The sequence below is a fragment of the Acinetobacter calcoaceticus ANC 3811 genome (assembly GCF_000399665.1).
GTDB classification, from domain to species: Bacteria; Pseudomonadota; Gammaproteobacteria; order Pseudomonadales; family Moraxellaceae; genus Acinetobacter; species Acinetobacter calcoaceticus_B.
This window is the reverse complement of record NZ_KB976986.1, coordinates 2,672,465-2,692,901: the sequence shown is the minus strand read 5'-3', so window position 1 is coordinate 2,692,901 and position 20,437 is coordinate 2,672,465. Positions and strand designations below refer to the sequence as shown.

Here is a 20,437-nt window from a genome sequence, read left to right as displayed (position 1 = left end):
ATTACATAAACATATTAAAGAGCCATTATTTTATTACTTAAGCGGGATAAACACTCCACAAAACCATATTAGGCTACATGCTTATGAAGACTGGAGTAAATCTAATGAAAAAAATGATGATGATTGTTAGTGTTGGTTTGATGTCAACAACTTTGTTTGTTGGTTGCCAGAATGCAAGCCCAGAAAGTAAACGTATTGGTTCGGCTGCGATTGGTGGTGGTGCCGGTGGTGCTGTAGGTAAACATGTGGGTGGTAATATTGGTGCAGGTTTAGGAGCAGCACTTGGTGCAGGTGTTGCAGCCAATGCAAAAGGGTCTAGTAATAAAACTGTGCGAAATAGTGCAATTGGTGCCGGTGTTGGTGCGGTGTTAGGTGGCGCAATCATTGGTGGCGATGCTGGTGCTGCTACAGGTGGAGCACTTGGTGGTAGTGCAGGCGCAGCTTATGAAGAGAAGAAAGGGAAGTACTAAAAGTATTCCTAATAATGTTTAACTCGAGGAGTCTTTAACTTGTTAGAGACTTCTTTTTTATGTCTTTTTTATAATTAAAATTTTGGTTAATCATCATAAATAGAAGAGCTTTACAAAATATCAATCGATTAGGACAGATGAATAACACAATCTGATCAAATTCCTCATAAAAGAGGATTATTCTTTTTATTAGAACAGGTAGTAGGAGTATGGACATGAAAAAAACAATTGGATTAGTTTCTGCTTTAATGTTGTCTACGCTTATGTTTACGGGTTGTCAAAATATGAGTCCATCTGATCAGCGTATTGGCGCAGCAGCAGCAGGTGGTGCGCTCGGTGGTGGCTTAGGTAATCATGTAGGCGGTGGTGTTGGTGCGGGCTTAGGCGCGGCAGTAGGTGCTGGTGTCGGTTCAAATACCCAAGGTGGTAGTAAGCAAACTACGACTAAGAGCGCGATCGGAGCTGGTATCGGTTCTGTGGTAGGTAAAGCAATATTGGGTGGTGACTCTGGTGCTGCAATTGGCGGTGCGATTGGTGGCGGTGCTGGTGCAGCGATTGAAGAAAAAAGATAACCCCGTATCGAAGAATAAAATAAGCGCTTTTTAGCGCTTATTTTTTATTGGGGGAAAGGTTTTGCTTTTTTACGTCGGATATAAAGCGTTTTTTTAACTTCGGCAATTCTTATCCCAGTTTCATCAAAAATGTTTAGATGATAAGTTCTTAAAACAGGGTCGTAGTTGTCGGCAAGCTCTCGAATTTGCTCAATTTCAGCTAAATCTACTCGAATATCTGCATGTACCGTACTTCGACCAGGGGAAAGAAAATTAATTTCAGCAGCTTTATCCCACACAATATATTTTGATCCGAGGTGATGCAGAAGAATCATCATATAAAATGGATCAACCATTGAATAAATACTGCCCCCGAAATGCGTTCCGACCAAATTTTGGTTTTTCCATGTCAGAGGCATTTTTACGCGTACGTGACAAAGATCTAAATTCATGATTTCAATATAAATCCCTGCGCCACGATAAGGTGGGTAGTGATTAAATAAAAATTTTGAAATCGTAGGATTGTTCTGAAGTCTTCTTAAAATAGCCATAATAGTCAATTTTTTTTATTGAAACAGTATTCATACTAGATAAGTATCATCTTTTTTATATTGATGGCAATGTTCTATCCGACTAACGACATGATCGATTGAAAAACAAGATAGGAAATGATTATGCAGCCAAAAGTTCATACAGTAACAACAAGTGACCAACAAACGCTTTGTGCCAAAACATGGGGCGACGAAAAAAATACACCGTTGGTTTTAGTACATGGTTATCCTGACAATCAAGAAGTATGGGAATCAATCATTGAACATTTAATCAATGACTTTTACATTGTCACTTATGATGTACGTGGGGCGGGTTTGTCGTCTATACCAAAACGTATACGCGATTACCGTTTAGAGCGGTTATCTCTAGATTTACAAGAAGTGGTTGATGAATTATTACCAAATCGTCAATTCCATATGGCTGCACACGATTGGGGTTCGATTCAATCTTGGGAGTCTGCAACTGAGCCTAAATTTAAAGGGCGTTTATTATCATATACAACCATTTCTGGGCCGTGTCTTGACCATGCCGCTTTATTTTTGCGTGATAAATTTAAAACTTCACCAGGTCAAATCTTAAAAATATTGACCAAATCTTGGTATATCGGTGCATTTCATCTTCCGTTGTTAGCACCAACAGTATGGTCCCTTTTTAGCCCTGAAAAATGGGGTAAAGTTCTGACTCAGCTGGAGAGAAAAAGTAATTTACCTTTAAATAATAATATTAATGCAGATGGTAAATATGGCATTAATTTATATCGGGCAAATTTTATTCCTCGTTTAACTGGTCCTCGTCAACGTTCTGCACAGTGTCCAGTTAAAGCCGTTATTTTAAAATATGATACTTTTGTGAGCCCTGAATACATCACTGAGGCTATGCCAAAGTGGGTGGACAATTTTGAATATGTAGAGCTTGAAGCAAATCACTGGGCAATTCTAAGTGAGCCAGCAAAAATTGCAGATCATATTCGTCAGTTTATTAAGGCCCAAGCTTAATCATTGAGTGACTGCATAAAACTGTTAATTCGGCGATATTTTCGGCTTCATAGGTCTGAATCTGATAGAATGTCGCCTTTTGTTTTGCTCTGAATTTATTCATGAATGCTGTCGTTATTGCGATTGCAGTGATGTTTTTATTATCACTGGCGCGCGTTTCTGTCGTCCTGACTTTAGTGGTTTCTGCCATTGTAGGCGGCCTCGTAGCAGGTTTAAGCCTTTCTCAAACCGTTGATGCCTTTAACGCTGGTCTTGGCGATGGTGCTGAAGTTGCACTTGCCTATGCGGTGTTAGGGGCATTTGCTCTGGCACTTTCAAAATCTGGTTTACCTGATTTACTTGCCCATAAACTTATTGGTTTGTTGGGAATGGAAGCAGGAAAAAGCCGCGAAACTAAAGTGAAATATCTACTGTTAGGTATTTTACTGATTGCTGCTATTTTCTCTCAGAACCTAATCCCGGTTCATATTGCCTTTATTCCTGTACTCGTTCCGCCATTATTACGGGTAATGAACCATTTAAAGTTAGACCGTCGCGCTGCAGCCTGTGTGCTTACGCTAGGTTTAGTCGGAACTTATATTTTTCTTCCGGTTGGATTTGGTGCAATTTTCCTTGAACAAATTTTGATGGGAAATATCAACAAAGTTGGTGCTGCCTATGGTTTGCATGTAGAGCGTGGCATGATGTCAATTGGCATGGCTATTCCAGTTTTAGGGATGGTTTTAGGTACTTTGGTGGCTGTGTTTATTAGCTACCGTAAACCACGAATTTATGCTGATCGCGCTATTACACCAACTACAACGATTGATTTAGATAAACCCCTTCGTGCAACAGCGCAAGATGAAACAGCTGACTTAAAAGCAGATGCAGAAGAGTTAAAGCATGAGGCAGAGCAAGCGCCCGTGATTGCAAAGAAAACAATCTATATGGCGTTGCTGGCAATTGGCCTGACACTCGCTGCACAGCTCTATTCAGGGTCAATGATTTTGGGTGGTTTAGTCGGTTTTGCTGTCCTATCCACTGCTGGAATTTTTAAGTGGCAAGAGGCAGATGATGTCTTTGTACAAGGCATGCGAATGATGGCCTTGGTGGGTTTCATTATGATTTCTGCTGCGGGCTTCGCATCGGTAATGACCCATACAGGAGATATTAATCAACTGGTAAAAGGTGTGGTTGAAATCATTGGAGATAATCGCGCACTTGCAGCTTTCTTAATGCTTTGTATTGGTTTATTTGTGACGATTGGTATTGGTTCATCTTTCTCAAGTGTACCTGTGCTTGCTGTCATTTATGTACCGTTATGCGTACAGTTTGGATTTTCACCATTAGCGACTATTGCTCTTATTGGGACAGCTGCAGCATTAGGTGATGCAGGTTCACCAGCTTCTGATTCAACCTTAGGACCAACAGCTGGTTTAGGTGTAGATGGGCAACATGATCATATTTGGGATACGGTTGTACCTACATTTATTCATTTTAATATTCCGCTATTAATTTTTGGCTGGATTGCTGCAATGGTTTTATAAGTTTTTTATAAAATATTGAATGATTAACCTTCTTAATGATGATCTTTAGATTTAAATTAAGAAGGTTTTTTATTAAATAAATAAAAGATGTATTTAAAATAAATTATATTAAAATACTCAGAATTAAAAAGTATATTAAAATGGTTGGTAATGTAAAATAATCTTGATTAATAAGGTTGGATTTAAAACCAATTAAAATAGTTGGTTAATATATAATTTTATTTAAAACAGATATTTAAAAATAAACGATAAAATAATTTTATAATGAGTATTGCATGATTTTAAAATACATGTTTATTATAAATATAAATAAGTTTGGAGATATTAAAGTGTTCAAAAAAGCTTTGGTTGTTGTATTAATGGGGATGTCTTCTTTTACTTTTGCTGGTAACTGGCAAGTGAAATTTGGTGGTAGTGTTATTGCTCCTTCGGAAGACACAACAACTCCTTTGGGTGTGGTAAAAGCAGATCATGAATATGCATTTACGCCATCAGTAGAATACTTTTTTGGTCAATCTCCATTTTCGGCAGAGTTATTATTAGCAACACCGATTAATCATGATGTTTTGTTAGATGGAAACAAGGTAGCGCGTATTAAACAGTTACCACCAACGATTACAGCAAAGTATCATTTTAAAAACTCGACACGTTTCACACCATATATTGGTGTTGGTGCAACCGCATTTATTCCTTGGGATGAAGAAGGTGTAGCGGTAAAAGTTAAAGAAGATTTTGGTGTAGCAGGACAAGTTGGTTTTAATTTTCAGCCTGCTGATGCTAAAAACTGGGGAGTATTTGTAGATGTTCGTTATATGGATATTAGTCCTGAAGTAACAATTGATCCTTCAGTTGCTAATTATAAGTTTGATTTAGATATTAATCCGTTTGTTTACACTTTAGGTTATAGCTATAAATTTTAAGCATAATAATAAATAGAACAATATAATAATAAACCTAGACTCAGGCACCTCACATATATTTTATGTGAGGTTTTTTTATGAGTTTTACTTGTACTAAAAAAAGCATAAAACAGACAGTTTTCTACACATCTTATGCATATTTTTTTCTAAACTAATTTTTATTCATTACAAATATGGAAATAAAATCATGAACAAAAAATTAGCGATGTGTTTGGCTGTTTTTAGTGGTATTGCTTTTACACAGAGTTTGCAAGCCGCAAGTTTCTCGTGTGATGCTGCAAAAACTAAAACGGAAAAGAGTATTTGTAAAAATCGTTCCTTAAATGATGCAGATGTAAAAATGGCAACAACTTATCAAATTGTTCTGCATGCTTTACCAATGGGCGGGCGGGACAACCAAAAAGATGCTCAGCAGCAATGGCTGAAAAAAAGAAATGCTTGTGCTGCTGGTGTAAGTTGTATTGCTAAAGCTTATCAACAACGTCAAAAGCAGTTAGACACAATATTGCAAGATAGAGTGCTAAGCCATGGTCCATTTTAATTAGAGTAAAAATTTTTAATATTCAGGATTGAAAAATTCTAGAAGTACTCCATTCATAGAGCATTCGAGAACAAACAGACTTCAAAATTTAAGGAGTGATTTATGAGTGAACAAGCATCACAAAATTATAGTTTCCAAGCGGAAGTTGCACAGCTTTTACATTTAGTGACGCATTCTCTCTATTCTAACCCTGAGATTTTCTTACGCGAGCTTATCTCTAATGCATCAGATGCATGTGATAAGTTGCGCTTTGAAGGAATTAATCATCCTGAATATTATGAAAATGATCCAGATTTACATGTACGAGTCATTTTAAATAAAGAAGATAAAACTTTAACGATTTCTGATAACGGTATTGGCCTAAACCAGCAAGAAGCGATTGATAACTTGGGTACCATTGCAAAATCGGGTACTAAAGATTTCATGTCAAAATTGACTGGTGATCAAAAAGCAGATGCTCAGTTGATTGGTCAATTTGGTGTTGGTTTTTACTCAGGTTTTATTGTTGCCGATAAAATTACAGTGGAATCACGCCGTGCAGGTCTAGATGCATCTGAAGGGGTGCGTTGGATTAGTGGTGGTACAGGTGAGTTTGAAGTTCAGCAAATTGATAAGGCTTCACGTGGTACAGACATCATTCTTCACTTGCGTGATGACGCGCTTGATTATTTAGAATCTTATAAAGTTAAGCAGATCGTTAATAAATACTCTGACCACATTAGCTTGCCAATTGAAATGCAAAAAGAAGTTTGGCAAGAGGAAGAGGCGGCTGAAGGCGAAGAGTCTAAAGGCGGTCAAATGGTCAAAACTGGCGAGTGGGAAGCGATCAACTCGGCAAGTGCGTTATGGACACGTAACAAGAGTGAAGTGACTGAAGAGCAGTACATTGAGTTCTACAAAAATTTAACTCATGACTTTGAAGCGCCATTGGCTTGGGCGCATAACCGAGTTGAAGGTAGTACCGAATATACCCAATTACTTTATATTCCAAGTAAAGCACCACATGACATTTTTACTCGTGAAGCAAAAGCGGGCATTAAGCTCTATGTAAAACGTGTCTTCATTATGGACGATGCGGATAATTTAATTCCAAATTATCTACGTTTTGTTCAAGGTGTGGTGGATAGCGCAGATTTACCACTGAATGTAAGCCGTGAGTTACTGCAAGAAAGCCGTGATGTAAAAACGATTCGTGAAGGTAATGCACGCCGTGTATTAACTGTGCTTGATGGTTTAGCTAAATCGGAAGATGAAAAAGACCAAGAAAAATTCAAGACCTTCTATAGTGAGTTTGGTTCAGTCATTAAAGAAGGCTTGGGCGAAGACTTTGGTAACCGCGAACGTATTTTAAAATTATTACGTTACGCGACTTCAACAAATGATGAAGTGACGACTTCTTTCGCTGACTATAAGGCACGTATGAAAGAGGGCCAAAAAGCCATCTATTATGTGACTGCTGACAGTTTAGCGGCAGCGAAAAACTCGCCTCAGCTTGAGTTGTTCAAGAAAAAAGGCATTGAAGTCTTATTAATGGCAGAGCGTGTTGACGAATGGGCAATGAACTTTGTTCAAGAGTTTGAAGGTACGCCATTAAAGAATGTCTCTAAAGGCGCGGTTGATTTAGGTGACTTGCAAGATGCTGAAGAGAAAAAAGCACTTGAGCAAGCAGCTGAACAGTTCAAACCTGTTGTTGATAAGCTAAGTGATTCATTGAAAACGAAAACCAAAGAAGTACGCGTAACTACGCGTCTGGTCGACTCTCCTGCATGTTTAGTAACAAGTGAAGGTGAGTTATCGCCTCAACTCATCCGTATGTTAAAACAAGCGGGGCAAGAAGTTCCTGAAATCAAACCAATTTTAGAAATTAACCCTGAACATCCATTAGTGAAAAAACTTGAAGGTTCAGAACATTTTGATGATTTGGCAAATGTGATTTTCGATCAGGCTGTTATTGCTGAAGGTGGTTTACCAGAAGATCCGGCAGCTTATGTAAAACGTATTAATAGCTTATTGCTGAAATAATTAAGTATAAAAAAAGCCTCTGAACCTTCAGGGGCTTTTTTGTGGATAAAGAAAGAGTTATCCACAATTTGATAATTTTTGGCTAAAAATTAGCTTCTAGATTCATTTGAACGCTGAGTTGATGTCTTGGATCATCATCAATATGGTTAAAAAAGTTAAGGTCATTTTGCATAAAAAGCCAATTTCGCCACAAAGGCTGGCGCCACGAAATATAAGGTCCCCAGCTATTTAGTCGCATATCATTTTTGGTATATACGCCACCACTATAAACACCGTAAGTCAGACTATTATCTTTTACAAACTCAAATTGTTGAAAAGTCCAATTTCCCCAGTTGTAATCTTCATTTTCGCTCTTGTTTACATTAAATTTATTAGAAAATAATGTGTTATCTTGCATTTTCTGCGTTAGGTTGAGAGTGGTTTCAGTGTAGTGCCGGCTGGTCGAACCGTAACGAAATACCTGCTCTGTATCCAAACTAATGTTATGTCTTAAGTTCCATTTTTTCTTTGCCAAAAATTGTACATAGACATCACTTTCTGAGTTTGAACCTAGATCAAGATTATTTTCAAAAGGCATCCAGGTTGAAATGGTGGCCCAGCTTGCACTGAGTGGATTAGTTAGTTCAGTTTGATTTGATGAAGCTTTCTTCTTTTTCTTACCCAAGGCCTTATAAGGCTGTTCAGGCTGGGTTGCGCGCTTCCATAACGTATCATTCCCAAATACAGCCATAAGTTCTTGAATTAAGGCGATATCGGGTAAAGCATTATTTGTCTCTATTTCACAAGGAGAGAGTGCAAATGGCAGAGATAGTCTGTTTGCTTTGCTGAGTTGGTTGGACGAGTAGGAATGTCGTCTTGAACGTTGGTGCTTTATAGAACTGTAAAAAAATTGAGTATGGGGAAGTAAAGCCAATACGCCCAGACTATAAATACAAACTAAGACAGTTGATCTGTAGTGAAATGAAAAAGAAGAGAATTGATTCATCGTTCAGAATAAAAAAGAATCAAAAATTAGAATAATATGTTAAGAGCCTAAGCTTAAATTTTTATTTAAAAGTGTTTTATTATTCATCACCTTGAATGAAGTTTCCAAGGTGATGTTTACAGGCTTAAAAAAGTGCTTCTAGACGTAAGAATGTGCTGACGAAATGGTTGCGATCTTCACGATGGTCATTAAAGTAATTTACATCTCCTTGAACAAAGAACCATTCACGTAAAACGGGTTGGCGCCATGAAACAAAAGGCCCCCAGCTATTTAAACGTAAGTCATTGTCGTTGTAATAACCGCTGGTATAAATACCATAGTTAAAACGGTTATTTGCAAAGAAACTATGCTCGCGGAAAGTCCGGTTTTCCCAAGCTAAATCATCATCTTGATCATCGGCATAGGTCAGGCTGAACTGATTCGATAAAATCGGCTGATTTGGTCTGGCATGTGTAAGTTCAAGATTGGTACGTAAGTAGTTTTCGCTGTCTATGCCATAACGATAAATTTGCTCAGCATAAAATTTAAAATCATTACGTAATTGCCAATCTCTCGATGCTTTTAAACGAACGTAAATATCATCTCCAGAACGAATACCTAAGTCTGCATCTGTTTCAAAAGGCAATTTTTTCGAGAAATCTGACCAACGTAAAGCAATAGAACTATTGTCATCTCGAGTTTGCTTACCGTCTAGCTTCTTATTTGAACCTTGATTTGGGTTCTGGTTAATATTGGCTGGACTATTATCAAATTCGTTATCTAAAGAGTCATCACCAAATACCACGCTTAGACGTTTTTCTAGAGTAGGTAGCTTAATCCTACCGCGAATTCTTGGCTTAATTTCAAAGTTATCGTATTCATTCCAATAGTTATCGACCATTACGCGAATAGTTGCTGTCGCCGGTTTCTGTGGATCGACTTCACCAAACCAGTTATCAATTTTTTCAGAAGTACGATCGGCCCAATTACGAATGTTCTTTTGTTTACGGTCAACCCATGTTTGATCTTCTGTTTGTTCGGTAGGTGGAACAATAGGTTGATTAGACTGCTCTGGAAAAATGGTGGGGGTCGCATCTACCCAGCGCGGAATTTGATCTAGAAGATTTTCATCCGTTGTGGCTTCTGTTTGTACTCCAGAGCTTGAACCTTCGACCATTTGAGTTGAAGAAGTATGAGTTGCCTCTGCATGAGTTATGCACACCGAACCGAACCCAAGCGTTAAAAGTGCAAAAAGCTGCCGATAAGGAATTACGTGAAATGTTTTCATATCTATCTTTATGTTTTGTTGTTGTTTCCACTTTTGTTGATTTTTCTAATAAAATCAAGAGGGCGACACAAAAGTTAAGTAAATTTAACTTTTCTTACATATTTGAAATAAATTAAAAAGTTTAAGCTAGTAGCGATTATTTTTACATAAAAAAATCCCCCAGTTAAGGGGGATGATAGATCAAGGAAACTTCAAATTCCGATCATTAAACACATAAAAAACAGAACATTACAGCGCGAATATTCTAAGCGGCAATGATAAACTGATTTTAAACAATTGGATAGTTCTTTTTTTAGAACGCTCTATTGCTAAAATGGTGATAAAACATACGATTTAATCACACTTTTAATTGTGCTGATTTATTTCTGTGGAATATCACATGATTCATCATTACAAACAGCCGCATCATCCTGTTCAACTTCTTCAGCATTTGCTTTGAGCTGTGCTTGCTCTAAAACATTTAAAAAGACTTCACGTGGTTGAGCACCTGCGAGCGCAATTCTTTGGTCAAATACAAAAAATGGCACGCCAGTAACATTTAACTGTTCTTTCGCAATTTTTTCATCATGACGAACAAAGTCAGATAGTTCATTTGTATCTAATACAAATTCAACTTCGGCATTATCAAGGCCAATACGAGAAGCGATTTCTTCAACAACCTCACGTTCACCAATTGCCAAACCTTCGGTCATATAAGCATGGAAAAAAGCTTCTTTTGCTTGGTTGCCTAAGCCTTTGCTTTGCGCAAGGTGAATAATACGGTGTGCATTGAAACTATTGCCAGAGTTAGCCTTTTGCCATTGGAAATCAATACCTTCAGAGGCAGCCATGGCCGCAATATTGCGCTCCATTTCTTCCATCTCTTCATAGGTACGGCCGTATTTTTTAGCCAAACGTTCTGTATTTGATGTGTCATGTTTTGCTGGCGCATCAGGATCTAATTCAAAACTATGCCAGTGAATTTCAAGCTCAATACCTGCTTCAGCAGCTACATGTTCAAGGCGTTTTTTGCCGATATAACAGAAAGGACAAACTACATCAGACCAGACATCAACACGCATGGGAGAATCTCATAAATTTTAATTACCCATCATAATAGGGATGATGTCCAAGGATTTAAAGCTTTGAATAGCGAATAGAGTGTTGCGTATTGTGAAATAAATGGCATATAAAGAAGATATAAGCTCTATTTCATAACTATAAAGAGCAAAACTATAAGAAGGGAAATAGGAGGTGTGTATGCGCCGAGTTTTGATTGCAATTGCAAGTCTGGTTGTTATCACGAGTATTATTTTTTTCACCTATCAACATATCAAACAGCAACAGGCCAAAGACAGTAGCCAAATGTTTGATGTGGTCATGACTGAAAAAATGAACCAGCTTTATGACCAAGCACAAGACTGGTCTAAACCCATCCAACTCGATATTCACGATAAACGTTTGGCAGGTCACTATAAGCAAATTTCAGAATTTCTCTTAAGTTATTGGATTCAAAATATAAATGCGCGTAATGAATATTTAAGAGAATTAAAAGCAGCCAAGTGGGATACTTTTTTAAATGTTGATCGTTTAGATCTTGATAAAAAACAGAAGTATGTGGAAACAGAAAAAATGTTAGCCGATGTTCGTACGGCTTCAGATAAATATCAAACTCAATATGAAAAAATTCATAAAACTTTCTTAGCAAAAGTTCAGGAATTATCTGTGGATGCAGAGATGAGGCAATTGCTGGAAATGAAATTGGGGTCTCAACAAAAGGCGGATCAAGATCACGCAATTTTTATGATTGAACTGCAAATTTTAGATAAAGCAGAAGAAATGTTTAAACTTCTAAAAAACTATCCATGGCAAAAGAAAGACCAAATGATTCTTTTTCATGAAAATGCCCAGGTCAAAAAATTTAACCAGCTTTACCAAGATGTTTTAAAGCTGAATGCAAAAGTTGAAAAAATTAAGAAAAGGAACGTAGCTGCATTAGAGGGAGATTTAAAAGAATAAATTGAACGTGAGCATCAAAATTTATGGATTGGTGCTCTCGGCTTTTCCTTTACTTAAAAAAGATTGTAATAAACTTTGAGAAGATTGTAGTTTGATTAACTGCTGGGACACGTGCATGAGCTCAGTTTGCAGCTTTTCTTGAACTACTGAACATAGCGTAAATACGCGTTCATCTAAATCAAAACAAGGTAGCAAAGCCTGAATGTCTTTTAGATTCATTCCTGCATCATTTAATATTTTAATTTTTTTAATATTTTCAATATCTTTGTGCGTATAACTTCGATAGTTATTACTCGCCCGATGAGGCTGTATAAGCCCTAAACTCTCATAATAACGCAGCATACGAGGGCTTACTTTTGTGAGTTCGGCAACTTTGGCAAGGTTCATAAAATAGGGTTGACCTTAACAGTGGTGTCATAGTTTAGCATGTTTATATCTTTCAAAATGGTACTTGTTTCATGATTAGAAAACTCATTTTATTGGTGTTATTCGGCTTCATGTCATTTGTTGCAAATGCCAAAATAATTGAACTTCGGGAGAACAACATGCGTCAAATATTTGTACTTCATGGTTACTCTGCTTCTATCGACGATCACTGGTTTTTAGATCTAAAACATCAAATAGAAGATGAACATACAACCGTTACTTTAATCCCATTTCCAGATTCTGAACATCCGGATGTGGAAGCATGGCAGAAAGTTTTAGATCAACAGATCCCTACTGTGGATGAAAAGACCTATTTTATTGCACACAGTTTAGGCGTTATTACTTTGCTGCACTTTTTGCAACGACATGATTATCAAAACATGGGAGGAATGATTTTAGTATCCGGATTCTCTGGTTTCATTTCAGATTCTTCCGTTCTTAATAGTTATATAACGAAGAGTAAAATCGATACGAATTATTTTAAGAGCATAAAGAAAAAGCTGGTGTATTTATCTGATAATGATGATTTGGTTCCACCAAAACTGACGATTCAATTGGCGAAAGAAATTGATGCGCCGTACATTACAGTACCTAATGGCGGGCATTTTTTAGGAAGGGAAGGTTATACGGAATTTCCGCAGTTAGTCGGCTCTTTAAAAGAGATGTTAAATGATTAATAAAAATCCCCGTATTGAGCGGGGAATTTTAAATTCTGTCTGAAAATTTGTAATTTTTATGCGTAGCCTATTAAGGCTGGTAAATGATGCCCATGACTTTCGCAGGTAAAGCGATAATATCGAAAGTTAAGGTAAATGGAAGCAGGGGTAAATTTGCTAGCTTCTCTTTAGTTGATAAGGGCACTTTTCCGCTTTTATCATGAAGATATTGGATTTTAACGTGATATGGCTTAGATAAAGGGGTTATTGTTTTAAGATTGTTTACAGGAGGATAAACAGTTCCTTCAAGATTTAAATCAAATTTATGCGGTTCTAATTTCTTTGCACAGCCACATGGCACTACACCATATTTTTTAAATAAAGCTGATTCTTTCTCGTTCAATTTTCCATTAAGTGGGGTGTAAGAAAATCTAATATGTCCGTAAAAATGGTTACTATTCGAAGCTGGGGCATTAAAATCTAACTCATTACTTATTTGAATATATTGTGGATTTAGCTGGCTAATTAATTGAATGAAATCGCTACCGCCTTTATTAATGACATAACTATATTTTTTCCCTGCGATGACAACACTGTCCTCTGGTTCATTAGGAAGAGATATTGATGGTTTACCAAATGCGATTACATCATCTTCAACTAAAGTCATCCATTCATGGCCTGAGTCATATTTTGTAAATAGCTCTCGCGTGTTTTCACCAATAATTCGATTACTTGCACAACCAGTGAGAAAGAAACTGACAAGTAGGCAGCTCATGAGAATGTTCTGATTTAATATTTTAAAGTTCATTATTTCTGTTGAATTCAAGGGATTTATAAAAAGCTGACTATAAACAAAAAATCGTAGTATTTAAATCTAACAATATGATCTGACTTAGCCACATTCAGACTAATTTCTAAAATATTTTTATAAAGTCCCTTACTATTACATTAAAAAATTTAATTATATTTACCGTTTATCTGAGCATTACTGAATCAAATTCGACTTTGTTGTAGCCTATTTATAGATACTTTTAATTTAATCATCATCTTTTAGTTGAAATAGGGTGACTGATTTTGGAGCAAGTTATGAACTTTCTAAAACAATCAGCCTTCATTGCTGCACTTGCTTTTATGGGTTTACCGACTGTTCAAGCAGAAGAAGTGGCTACTTTACCAACAATTCGCGTTATGGCTGAATCTGAGCTACGTGAAGAGGTGGGATTTGTACCTTTCCAAGAAGATAAAAAAGTGCGTCAGGCTTTGCAGCACCGTGAGTATAAAATTCATAACGATATGCAGAATGCTTTAGTCCCTGAAGGCATGGCGACCGTAGATTATCAGCCAGTTATGGCACAACCTGATTTGTCTCAACTTTCTCCATTCTTACAACAATATATTTTAGCGGTAGCGGGTGGAATACAGTCTTCTGATCCAACCAATGGTATTTTTAAGATGTTAGAGCCTCTAAAAATTAACCGAAGTAATGTTGATGCTTATCGTGAAGGTACGATGAAAGTGAATATTACTGACATCATAAATTTACAACAGAAAATTCAAGATGGCCTTCAAGGTCATTAAAAAAAATCCCCGCATAAGCGGGGATTTTTTTTTACGAAGTATTTAAGAATTAAACACGTTCGATAATCGTTGCAATACCTTGACCAAGGCCGATACACATCGTCGCAAGACCGATTTGAGTATCTTGTTGTTCCATTACGTTTAACAACGTAGTGGTGATACGTGCACCAGAACAGCCTAGTGGGTGACCCAACGCAATCGCACCACCATTTAAGTTAATGAGGTCTTGCTTGTCATAAACACCTAAGCCTTTCATTACTGATAAGCCTTGAGCAGCAAATGCTTCGTTTAATTCGATAGTTTGAATATCAGCCATCGTTAAACCAGCACGTTTAAGCGCTTTTTGAGTTGCTGGAACTGGACCGTAACCCATGATTGCAGCATCGCAACCTGCAACAGCCATAGAACGAATCACTGCACGTGGTTTTAAACCTAATGCTTGTGCGCGCTCAGCAGACATAAGCAACATTGCAGAAGCACCATCAGATAAAGCTGAAGATGTAGCTGCAGTTACCGTACCACCTTTCGGGTCGAATACAGGACGTAATGCTTTGAACGACTCAAGGTTTGCGTCTGGACGAATGACTTCATCGATGTCGCAAAGGATTTTAAAACCATTTGCATCGTGACCTTCAACACCAACGATTTCGTTTTTAAAACGACCTTCTTGTGTTGCAGCCCAAGCACGGCGGTGAGATTCAACACCAAAAGCGTCTTGCTCTTCACGGCCAATGCCATTCATGCGACCTAACATTTCAGCAGTTAAGCCCATCATGTTAGATGCTTTAGCGTAGTGTTTAGATGCTTCAGGGTTCAGGTCGATGCCATGCATCATACCTACGTGGCCCATGTGCTCTACACCACCAATAATGAAGATATCACCTTGGTTTGTTGCAATCTGTGCAGCAGCAGTATGAAGCGCTTGCATAGATGAACCACAAAGACGGTTTACAGTTTGACCTGCTACAGTTTTTGGTAAATCAGCCAATAAGCCGATGTTACGACCAATGTTCATACCTTGTTCTAAAGTCTGGTTTACACAGCCCCAGATCAGGTCTTCAACTTCATTGGTGTCAAATTGGTTACGAGCAACGAGTGCACGAACTAACTCAGCAGATAAGCTGTCAGCACGTACATTGCGGAACATACCGTTTTTGGTTTTACCCATTGCAGAACGTACGCCATCAACGATGACAACGTCACGTGGATTTAAAGTAGCCATTCACGTTGCTCCTTAACCGTAGAATTTTTTGTTGTTAGCAGCCATGTCACGCAACATTTGTGGCGCTTCATAAGCCTTACCTAAGTGTGCATATTTGTCGCAAAGCGCAACATATTCAGCAACACCTGTCTGGTCGATATAACGACATGGACCACCACGGAATGGAGGGAAACCTACACCCATAATCATTGCCATGTCTGCTTCAGCAGCAGTTGCAACGATGTTGTCTTCTAAGCAACGAACTGTTTCGTTACAGAAAGCAAGCATCATGCGGTCAATGATTTCTTGGTTATCAAACTCGCGTTTTTCACCCGTTACGAAAGGAGCAATGATTTCATATGCTGTTGGATCAACAGTTTTTGCTTTCTTGCCTTTCTTATCGAGTTCGTATTTGTAGAAACCAACGTCATTCTTTTGACCAAGACGTTTAGCTTCGTACATTGCTTGGATTGAACCTTTGTAGTCTGGCTTCATGCGGTCTGGGAAACCTTCAGCCATGACTTCTGCACCATGTACACCCGTGTCGATACCAACAACGTCGATGAGGTAAGCAGGACCCATTGGCCAGCCAAACTTAGACATTACATTGTCAACTTGCTGGAAGTCTGCGCCGTCTTTTACAAGAAGGTCAAACGCACCAAAGTAAGGGAACAATACGCGGTTTACCAAGAACCCTGGGCAGTCATTTACAACAATTGGTGTTTTACCCATTTTTTGAGCAAGAACTACAGTCGTTGCAATCGCTTCTTCAGAAGTCTTTTCACCACGAATGACTTCTACAAGTGGCATCATGTGAACTGGGTTGAAGAAGTGCATACCTACAAAGTTTTCAGGACGTTGTAAAGCTTTCGCTAAACGCGTAATTGAAATTGTAGACGTGTTAGACGCAATAATCGTGTTTTCACGAACATGCTTTTCAGTGTCTGCAAGAACGATTTCTTTAACTTTTGGATTTTCTGTAACCGCTTCGATCACGATATCAACTTCTTTAAACTCATCGTAGCTTAAAGTAGGGCGGATACGTGCAAGGGTTTCACCCATTTGCGCAGGTTTCATTTTCTTACGTTCAACTTGTTTAGTTAACAAGCTGTTCGCTTCTGACATACCTAATGCAAGTTGTGGGTTACCAATATCTTTCATGATGATTGGAGTGCCTTTGCTTGCCGCTTGGTAAGCAATACCACCACCCATGATACCAGCGCCAAGTACAGCTGCTTGGTTTACAGGATGAGCACCTTTTTCATGTTTCTTAGCAGTTTTCTTAACAACTTGGTCATTAAGGAATAAACCAATCAATGCACCAGCTTGTGGAGTAATCGCAGCTTTTGCAAAACCTTCAGCTTCCGCTTTTAATGCTTCGTCACGCGTAAGGCTTGCACCCGCTTGTAATGAATCAATTAATAATTTTGGAGCAGGGTATTGAGCAGGATTTGCTTTAGCAAGTACAGCACCTTTTGCTGTGTTGAACGCCATCATTTGTTCAAGTGGGTTCAATTTTACAGCATCAAGTTTTTCTTGACGTTTTGCTTTCCAGTTCAAACGACCAGAAATTGCTTGCTTCACTAAATCAGTTGCAGCTTCAAGTAATTTATCAGCAGCTACAACCGCATCTACAGCACCATCTTTTAGTGCAGCAGCTGGTTTTTTAGGAGCAGCCATTGCCATCCATTCAACCGCGTTGTCGATACCAATAACACGGCTTAAACGTACGCTACCGCCAAAACCTGGGTAGATACCAAGTTTAATTTCCGGTAAGCCCACTTGTGCAGCTTCTGACATCACACGATAGTCACACACTAAACACATTTCAAAGCCGCCACCTAACGCCATACCGTTAATAGCAACAACTTTTGGAATTTCTAAATCTTCAAAGCTATTGAAGATTTCGTGAACAGGCATAAGCCAGTCAACAATCGCTTTTTCGCCTTGAGCGAAGTTTTCACCAAACTCGGTAATGTCTGCTCCAACAATAAATGTTGATTTGCCAGAGGTAACAACTAAGCCTTTAATATCATTATTTGCTTTTACCGCAGCAATAGCAGCTTGGAAATCTTCAATTGTTGCACGGTTAAATTTATTGACCGACTCACCTTGTAAGTCAAAGCGGAATTCTGCAATTCCGTCCGAAAGCATTTGGACGGTAATGGCATTGCCAGCGTGGATCATGCCTGATCTCCTTGGTTTTGGAGGACTTCTAAGTTGATGTTATGAAGCGTGTGCACAGCTTTGGTACACATTTATGCTTCGCTAATCTTACGATAACTATATCTAAAAAAAACCTGACAAGTTGTATCAAGCCGTGACGCAAGGGTCATCAATTTTTTTTAAACAACTTTCTTGAACTATATATATGAAAAATACATTTTTATTTAAAAACTGATTTCTAGCTGGAATCTAATATGAAGTGAGAAAAACTAGCAGATAGCTGATTACTTTAATTTTTGAACTGGTAATAAAAAATAAGGTTCTTTGTGAATTATTAGACAGAAAGTATTGTCTATTTTTTTATCTTTGGATAAACTTTGTGTTATAAAAATGTTCAATAAAGTATGTATTATGTTAAAAAATAAATTTATGATTCTGGCTATCCTTCCTTTTATGTTGAGTGCATGTGGAGGTGGTGGTTCTAGTGATAATAATTCAGCGAATAATAATCAAAGTGGTACTTCACAAGATTCTATTGCGAATGGTACCCGTTATTATTTTATGGATTACAATGCGAATGAAACAGATGAATTAAATATTTCTTATTTTGAAATTTTTAATAAAAAATCAACGGATGGCTCTTCTAATCAAGCTTTAGGTGAGTATTTGTTAACAGAGAAAAAACTCTATTTCCCTACTGATAAAGCAATCAATGTCATGAATTTTAATTCGCTAACAGATTGGACACTAGATCTCATTGGTGATGTTAAAGAGGATTGGAAATTTCAAAGAGTTAATTTATCTGGTCAAAACATGTTTGATGCTGTTTTACCTGGTTATCGTGCAGCAGGGTTTCCAGTAAATAATGAGACTACGACCTATGGACGTATATTTCTTAATACTTATGGACAGAATAAATTTCCTGAAGGAAGTAGTTGCTATCGTTTAATTTCAAAAAAATCTAATCAAGAGTCATTTGCATTTAATGTCGGTCAAGATTATGAAATTAACCAAAGTTTTGAGGAATTCGATGCGGAAAATGGTCCGTATCTTAATCGTTTAAATCAAACTAATCCATTCGGATTTTCATATAAAGCAGTTAAGGGAACATGGCAAACGGTTCAATGGACTACAATTTATGATACGAGTTTAGGTTTTGCTGCGGATGAAAGTGTGGCGGTGCAATATCAAGGTAAGCCATATACAGCAACTTATACAGGTAATATTGGTTGGACGGCTGATCAAGAAGTTAAGCATTGGGAAACATACTTAAAAAATGTCAATGATCCTCAACGCATTCGTTTTGCTCAGTTAAGAATTGCACAATTGAAATCGGGTTGTTATGTCTATAATGAAACTGCTGCAAGGGCACTTGCTTCTCTGAATGCATTAAATTGGCAAGCATATCAAAACTAATTAAAAAGCTAAGTTTAGGAAATCTCAAGAATGAATATTTTTGAGATTTCTATTTATTAAAAAATAATACGTGGTGATCTAGGTCTGAATTTTCTTTGAGAGTTTGTTATTATTCCTGCCAATTTCAAATTTCTTCGAAATATTCTTGAAGATGTTTAAAAGCGAGTAACTATATGATTAAGTGGATCATATTGGTGATTTTTATCATTTCAGCCTTGTATATCCAACATCGCGGTAAAGTGCGTCACTCATTTTATCGCCAATTTTTTGACCATTCAACCTTGCTCGCGCCGATTAACTTTTTAATGTACATCTTTTCAAAGGTGCCAAATCAGCCTTATATCGACACTCAGCATTTTAAAGATTTAAAAGTGTTGGATGAAAGTTGGGAAATGATTCGTGATGAAGCGAAAGCTTTATATGATCAAGGTGGGATCAAAGCATCGAGTACTTATAACGACTTAGGTTTTAACTCGTTCTTTAAAACAGGTTGGAAGCGTTTTTACTTAAAATGGTACGAATCGAGTCATCCGTCTGCTGCGGAGCTTTGCCCGAAAACCACAGCACTGCTTAAAACATTGCCAACAATTAAAGCCGCAATGTTTACCGAACTTGCACCCGACAGCCGTTTGGTAAGACATCGTGATCCATATGCAGGTTCGCTGCGTTATCACTTAGGTTTAATTACACCAAATGATGACCGTTGTTTTATTGATGTTGATGGTGAAAGATACTCTTGGCGAGATGGTCAAAGTGTCGTGTTTGATGAAACCTATATTCACTATGCGGAAAATAAGACTGATCAAAACCGTATTATTTTCTTTGCAGACGTTGAACGTCCAATGAAAGTGAAATGGATGGAACATTTCAATCATTGGTTTGGTCGTAAAGTCATGACAGCGGCAAGTTCTCCGAATGAAACAGGTGACCAAACAGGTAGTTTAAATAAAGTTTTTGGTTATGTTTACCAAATTCGTATTAAAGCCAAAGCATTAAAAGCTAAAAACCGTAAGTTATATTACTTCTTAAAATGGTTTGTGATGTTGGGAATTTTCTTCCTGATTTTTGTTCGTCCATATATATTTTAATTAAAGCGCCCGAAAGGGCGTTTTTTATTTTGATTACTTAAATAATTTGTATTTAGTTTTCCGCACTTAAAAAAGATGA

At 37.6% G+C, this 20,437-nt stretch carries 20 protein-coding genes; 12 read left to right on the top strand and 8 right to left on the bottom strand.

Annotated features, from left to right (window positions below):
• Nucleotides 1-104 precede the first annotated feature (104 nt).
• Both F935_RS13885 and F935_RS13875 read left to right on the top strand, forming a co-directional pair.
• Nucleotides 105-470 (top strand): hypothetical protein, encoded by a 366-nt coding sequence (locus tag F935_RS13885; RefSeq protein ID WP_016139476.1) that lies wholly within the window; start codon nucleotides 105-107, stop codon nucleotides 468-470.
• Nucleotides 471-685: 215 nt separating this feature from the next.
• Nucleotides 686-1,042, top strand: a complete 357-nt coding sequence (locus F935_RS13875) for a hypothetical protein (protein ID WP_016139475.1) — start codon at nucleotides 686-688, stop codon at nucleotides 1,040-1,042.
• 44 nt (nucleotides 1,043-1,086) lie between these two features.
• Here F935_RS13875 and F935_RS13870 read toward each other — a convergent pair whose 3' ends face one another.
• Nucleotides 1,087-1,572, bottom strand: coding sequence for a DUF4442 domain-containing protein (locus tag F935_RS13870; RefSeq protein ID WP_016139474.1), 486 nt, complete (start codon nucleotides 1,570-1,572; stop codon nucleotides 1,087-1,089).
• Between the two features lie 117 nt (nucleotides 1,573-1,689).
• Here F935_RS13870 and F935_RS13865 point away from each other — a divergent pair, with 117 nt between their 5' ends.
• From F935_RS13865 to htpG, 5 genes are all read left to right on the top strand, one after another.
• Nucleotides 1,690-2,568 carry an alpha/beta fold hydrolase gene (locus tag F935_RS13865; protein WP_080645615.1) on the top strand — a complete coding sequence of 293 codons (879 nt, stop codon included), beginning with the start codon at nucleotides 1,690-1,692 and terminating at the stop codon, nucleotides 2,566-2,568.
• A gap of 101 nt (nucleotides 2,569-2,669) precedes the next feature.
• Nucleotides 2,670-4,094 carry a Na+/H+ antiporter family protein gene (locus F935_RS13860; RefSeq protein WP_016139472.1) on the top strand — a complete coding sequence of 475 codons (1,425 nt, stop codon included), beginning with the start codon at nucleotides 2,670-2,672 and terminating at the stop codon, nucleotides 4,092-4,094.
• Nucleotides 4,095-4,423: 329 nt separating this feature from the next.
• Nucleotides 4,424-5,014 (top strand): OmpW/AlkL family protein, encoded by a 591-nt coding sequence (locus F935_RS13855; protein ID WP_035366532.1) that lies wholly within the window; start codon nucleotides 4,424-4,426, stop codon nucleotides 5,012-5,014.
• A gap of 187 nt (nucleotides 5,015-5,201) precedes the next feature.
• Nucleotides 5,202-5,555 (top strand): lysozyme inhibitor LprI family protein, encoded by a 354-nt coding sequence (locus F935_RS13850; protein ID WP_016139470.1) that lies wholly within the window; start codon nucleotides 5,202-5,204, stop codon nucleotides 5,553-5,555.
• Between the two features lie 102 nt (nucleotides 5,556-5,657).
• Nucleotides 5,658-7,577: a molecular chaperone HtpG gene (gene htpG, locus F935_RS13845; RefSeq protein ID WP_016139469.1), complete on the top strand. Its 1,920-nt coding sequence runs from the start codon at nucleotides 5,658-5,660 to the stop codon at nucleotides 7,575-7,577.
• Between the two features lie 82 nt (nucleotides 7,578-7,659).
• Here the strand turns inward: htpG and F935_RS13840 are convergent, their stop codons facing one another.
• The 3 genes from F935_RS13840 to F935_RS13830 all read right to left on the bottom strand — a co-directional run bounded on the left by F935_RS13840 (nucleotide 7,660) and on the right by F935_RS13830 (nucleotide 10,890).
• Nucleotides 7,660-8,562 carry a hypothetical protein gene (locus F935_RS13840; RefSeq protein WP_016139468.1) on the bottom strand — a complete coding sequence of 301 codons (903 nt, stop codon included), beginning with the start codon at nucleotides 8,560-8,562 and terminating at the stop codon, nucleotides 7,660-7,662.
• Nucleotides 8,563-8,686: 124 nt separating this feature from the next.
• A complete protein-coding gene (locus tag F935_RS13835; protein WP_016139467.1) occupies nucleotides 8,687-9,829 on the bottom strand; it encodes a hypothetical protein in 1,143 nt (380 codons plus the stop codon).
• 359 nt (nucleotides 9,830-10,188) lie between these two features.
• Nucleotides 10,189-10,890 (bottom strand): DsbA family oxidoreductase, encoded by a 702-nt coding sequence (locus tag F935_RS13830; RefSeq protein WP_003654526.1) that lies wholly within the window; start codon nucleotides 10,888-10,890, stop codon nucleotides 10,189-10,191.
• A gap of 178 nt (nucleotides 10,891-11,068) precedes the next feature.
• Between F935_RS13830 and F935_RS13825 the strand changes: the two genes are divergently transcribed.
• Nucleotides 11,069-11,827 (top strand): hypothetical protein, encoded by a 759-nt coding sequence (locus F935_RS13825; protein WP_016139466.1) that lies wholly within the window; start codon nucleotides 11,069-11,071, stop codon nucleotides 11,825-11,827.
• Between the two features lie 21 nt (nucleotides 11,828-11,848).
• On the opposite strand, the gene F935_RS13820 is transcribed toward F935_RS13825, so the two are convergent.
• Nucleotides 11,849-12,214 (bottom strand): MerR family transcriptional regulator, encoded by a 366-nt coding sequence (locus F935_RS13820; RefSeq protein WP_016139465.1) that lies wholly within the window; start codon nucleotides 12,212-12,214, stop codon nucleotides 11,849-11,851.
• Between the two features lie 71 nt (nucleotides 12,215-12,285).
• On the opposite strand from F935_RS13820, the gene F935_RS13815 reads away from it, so the two are divergent.
• A complete protein-coding gene (locus F935_RS13815; protein WP_035366293.1) occupies nucleotides 12,286-12,930 on the top strand; it encodes an RBBP9/YdeN family alpha/beta hydrolase in 645 nt (214 codons plus the stop codon).
• A gap of 70 nt (nucleotides 12,931-13,000) precedes the next feature.
• On the opposite strand, the gene F935_RS13810 is transcribed toward F935_RS13815, so the two are convergent.
• Complete coding sequence (locus F935_RS13810; RefSeq protein WP_035366291.1) at nucleotides 13,001-13,717, bottom strand: YidX family protein; 717 nt, start codon at nucleotides 13,715-13,717, stop codon at nucleotides 13,001-13,003.
• A 278-nt stretch (nucleotides 13,718-13,995) separates the two neighbouring features.
• On the opposite strand from F935_RS13810, the gene F935_RS13805 reads away from it, so the two are divergent.
• Nucleotides 13,996-14,487, top strand: coding sequence for a hypothetical protein (locus F935_RS13805; protein WP_016139462.1), 492 nt, complete (start codon nucleotides 13,996-13,998; stop codon nucleotides 14,485-14,487).
• Between the two features lie 49 nt (nucleotides 14,488-14,536).
• Here the strand turns inward: F935_RS13805 and fadA are convergent, their stop codons facing one another.
• Both fadA and fadB read right to left on the bottom strand, forming a co-directional pair.
• The gene (fadA, locus tag F935_RS13800; protein ID WP_016139461.1) at nucleotides 14,537-15,709 is read right to left on the bottom strand and encodes an acetyl-CoA C-acyltransferase FadA; all 1,173 of its coding nucleotides are present in this window, start codon (nucleotides 15,707-15,709) and stop codon (nucleotides 14,537-14,539) included.
• Nucleotides 15,710-15,721: 12 nt separating this feature from the next.
• Entirely contained in the window at nucleotides 15,722-17,875 is a 2,154-nt protein-coding gene (gene fadB, locus F935_RS13795; protein WP_016139460.1) for a fatty acid oxidation complex subunit alpha FadB, read from the bottom strand.
• Between the two features lie 390 nt (nucleotides 17,876-18,265).
• Here fadB and F935_RS13790 point away from each other — a divergent pair, with 390 nt between their 5' ends.
• Together F935_RS13790 and lpxO are read left to right on the top strand one after the other, a co-directional pair.
• Entirely contained in the window at nucleotides 18,266-19,270 is a 1,005-nt protein-coding gene (locus tag F935_RS13790; RefSeq protein WP_171068114.1) for a hypothetical protein, read from the top strand.
• 173 nt (nucleotides 19,271-19,443) lie between these two features.
• Nucleotides 19,444-20,358: a lipid A hydroxylase LpxO gene (lpxO, locus tag F935_RS13785; RefSeq protein ID WP_016139458.1), complete on the top strand. Its 915-nt coding sequence runs from the start codon at nucleotides 19,444-19,446 to the stop codon at nucleotides 20,356-20,358.
• Nucleotides 20,359-20,437: the final 79 nt, after the last annotated feature.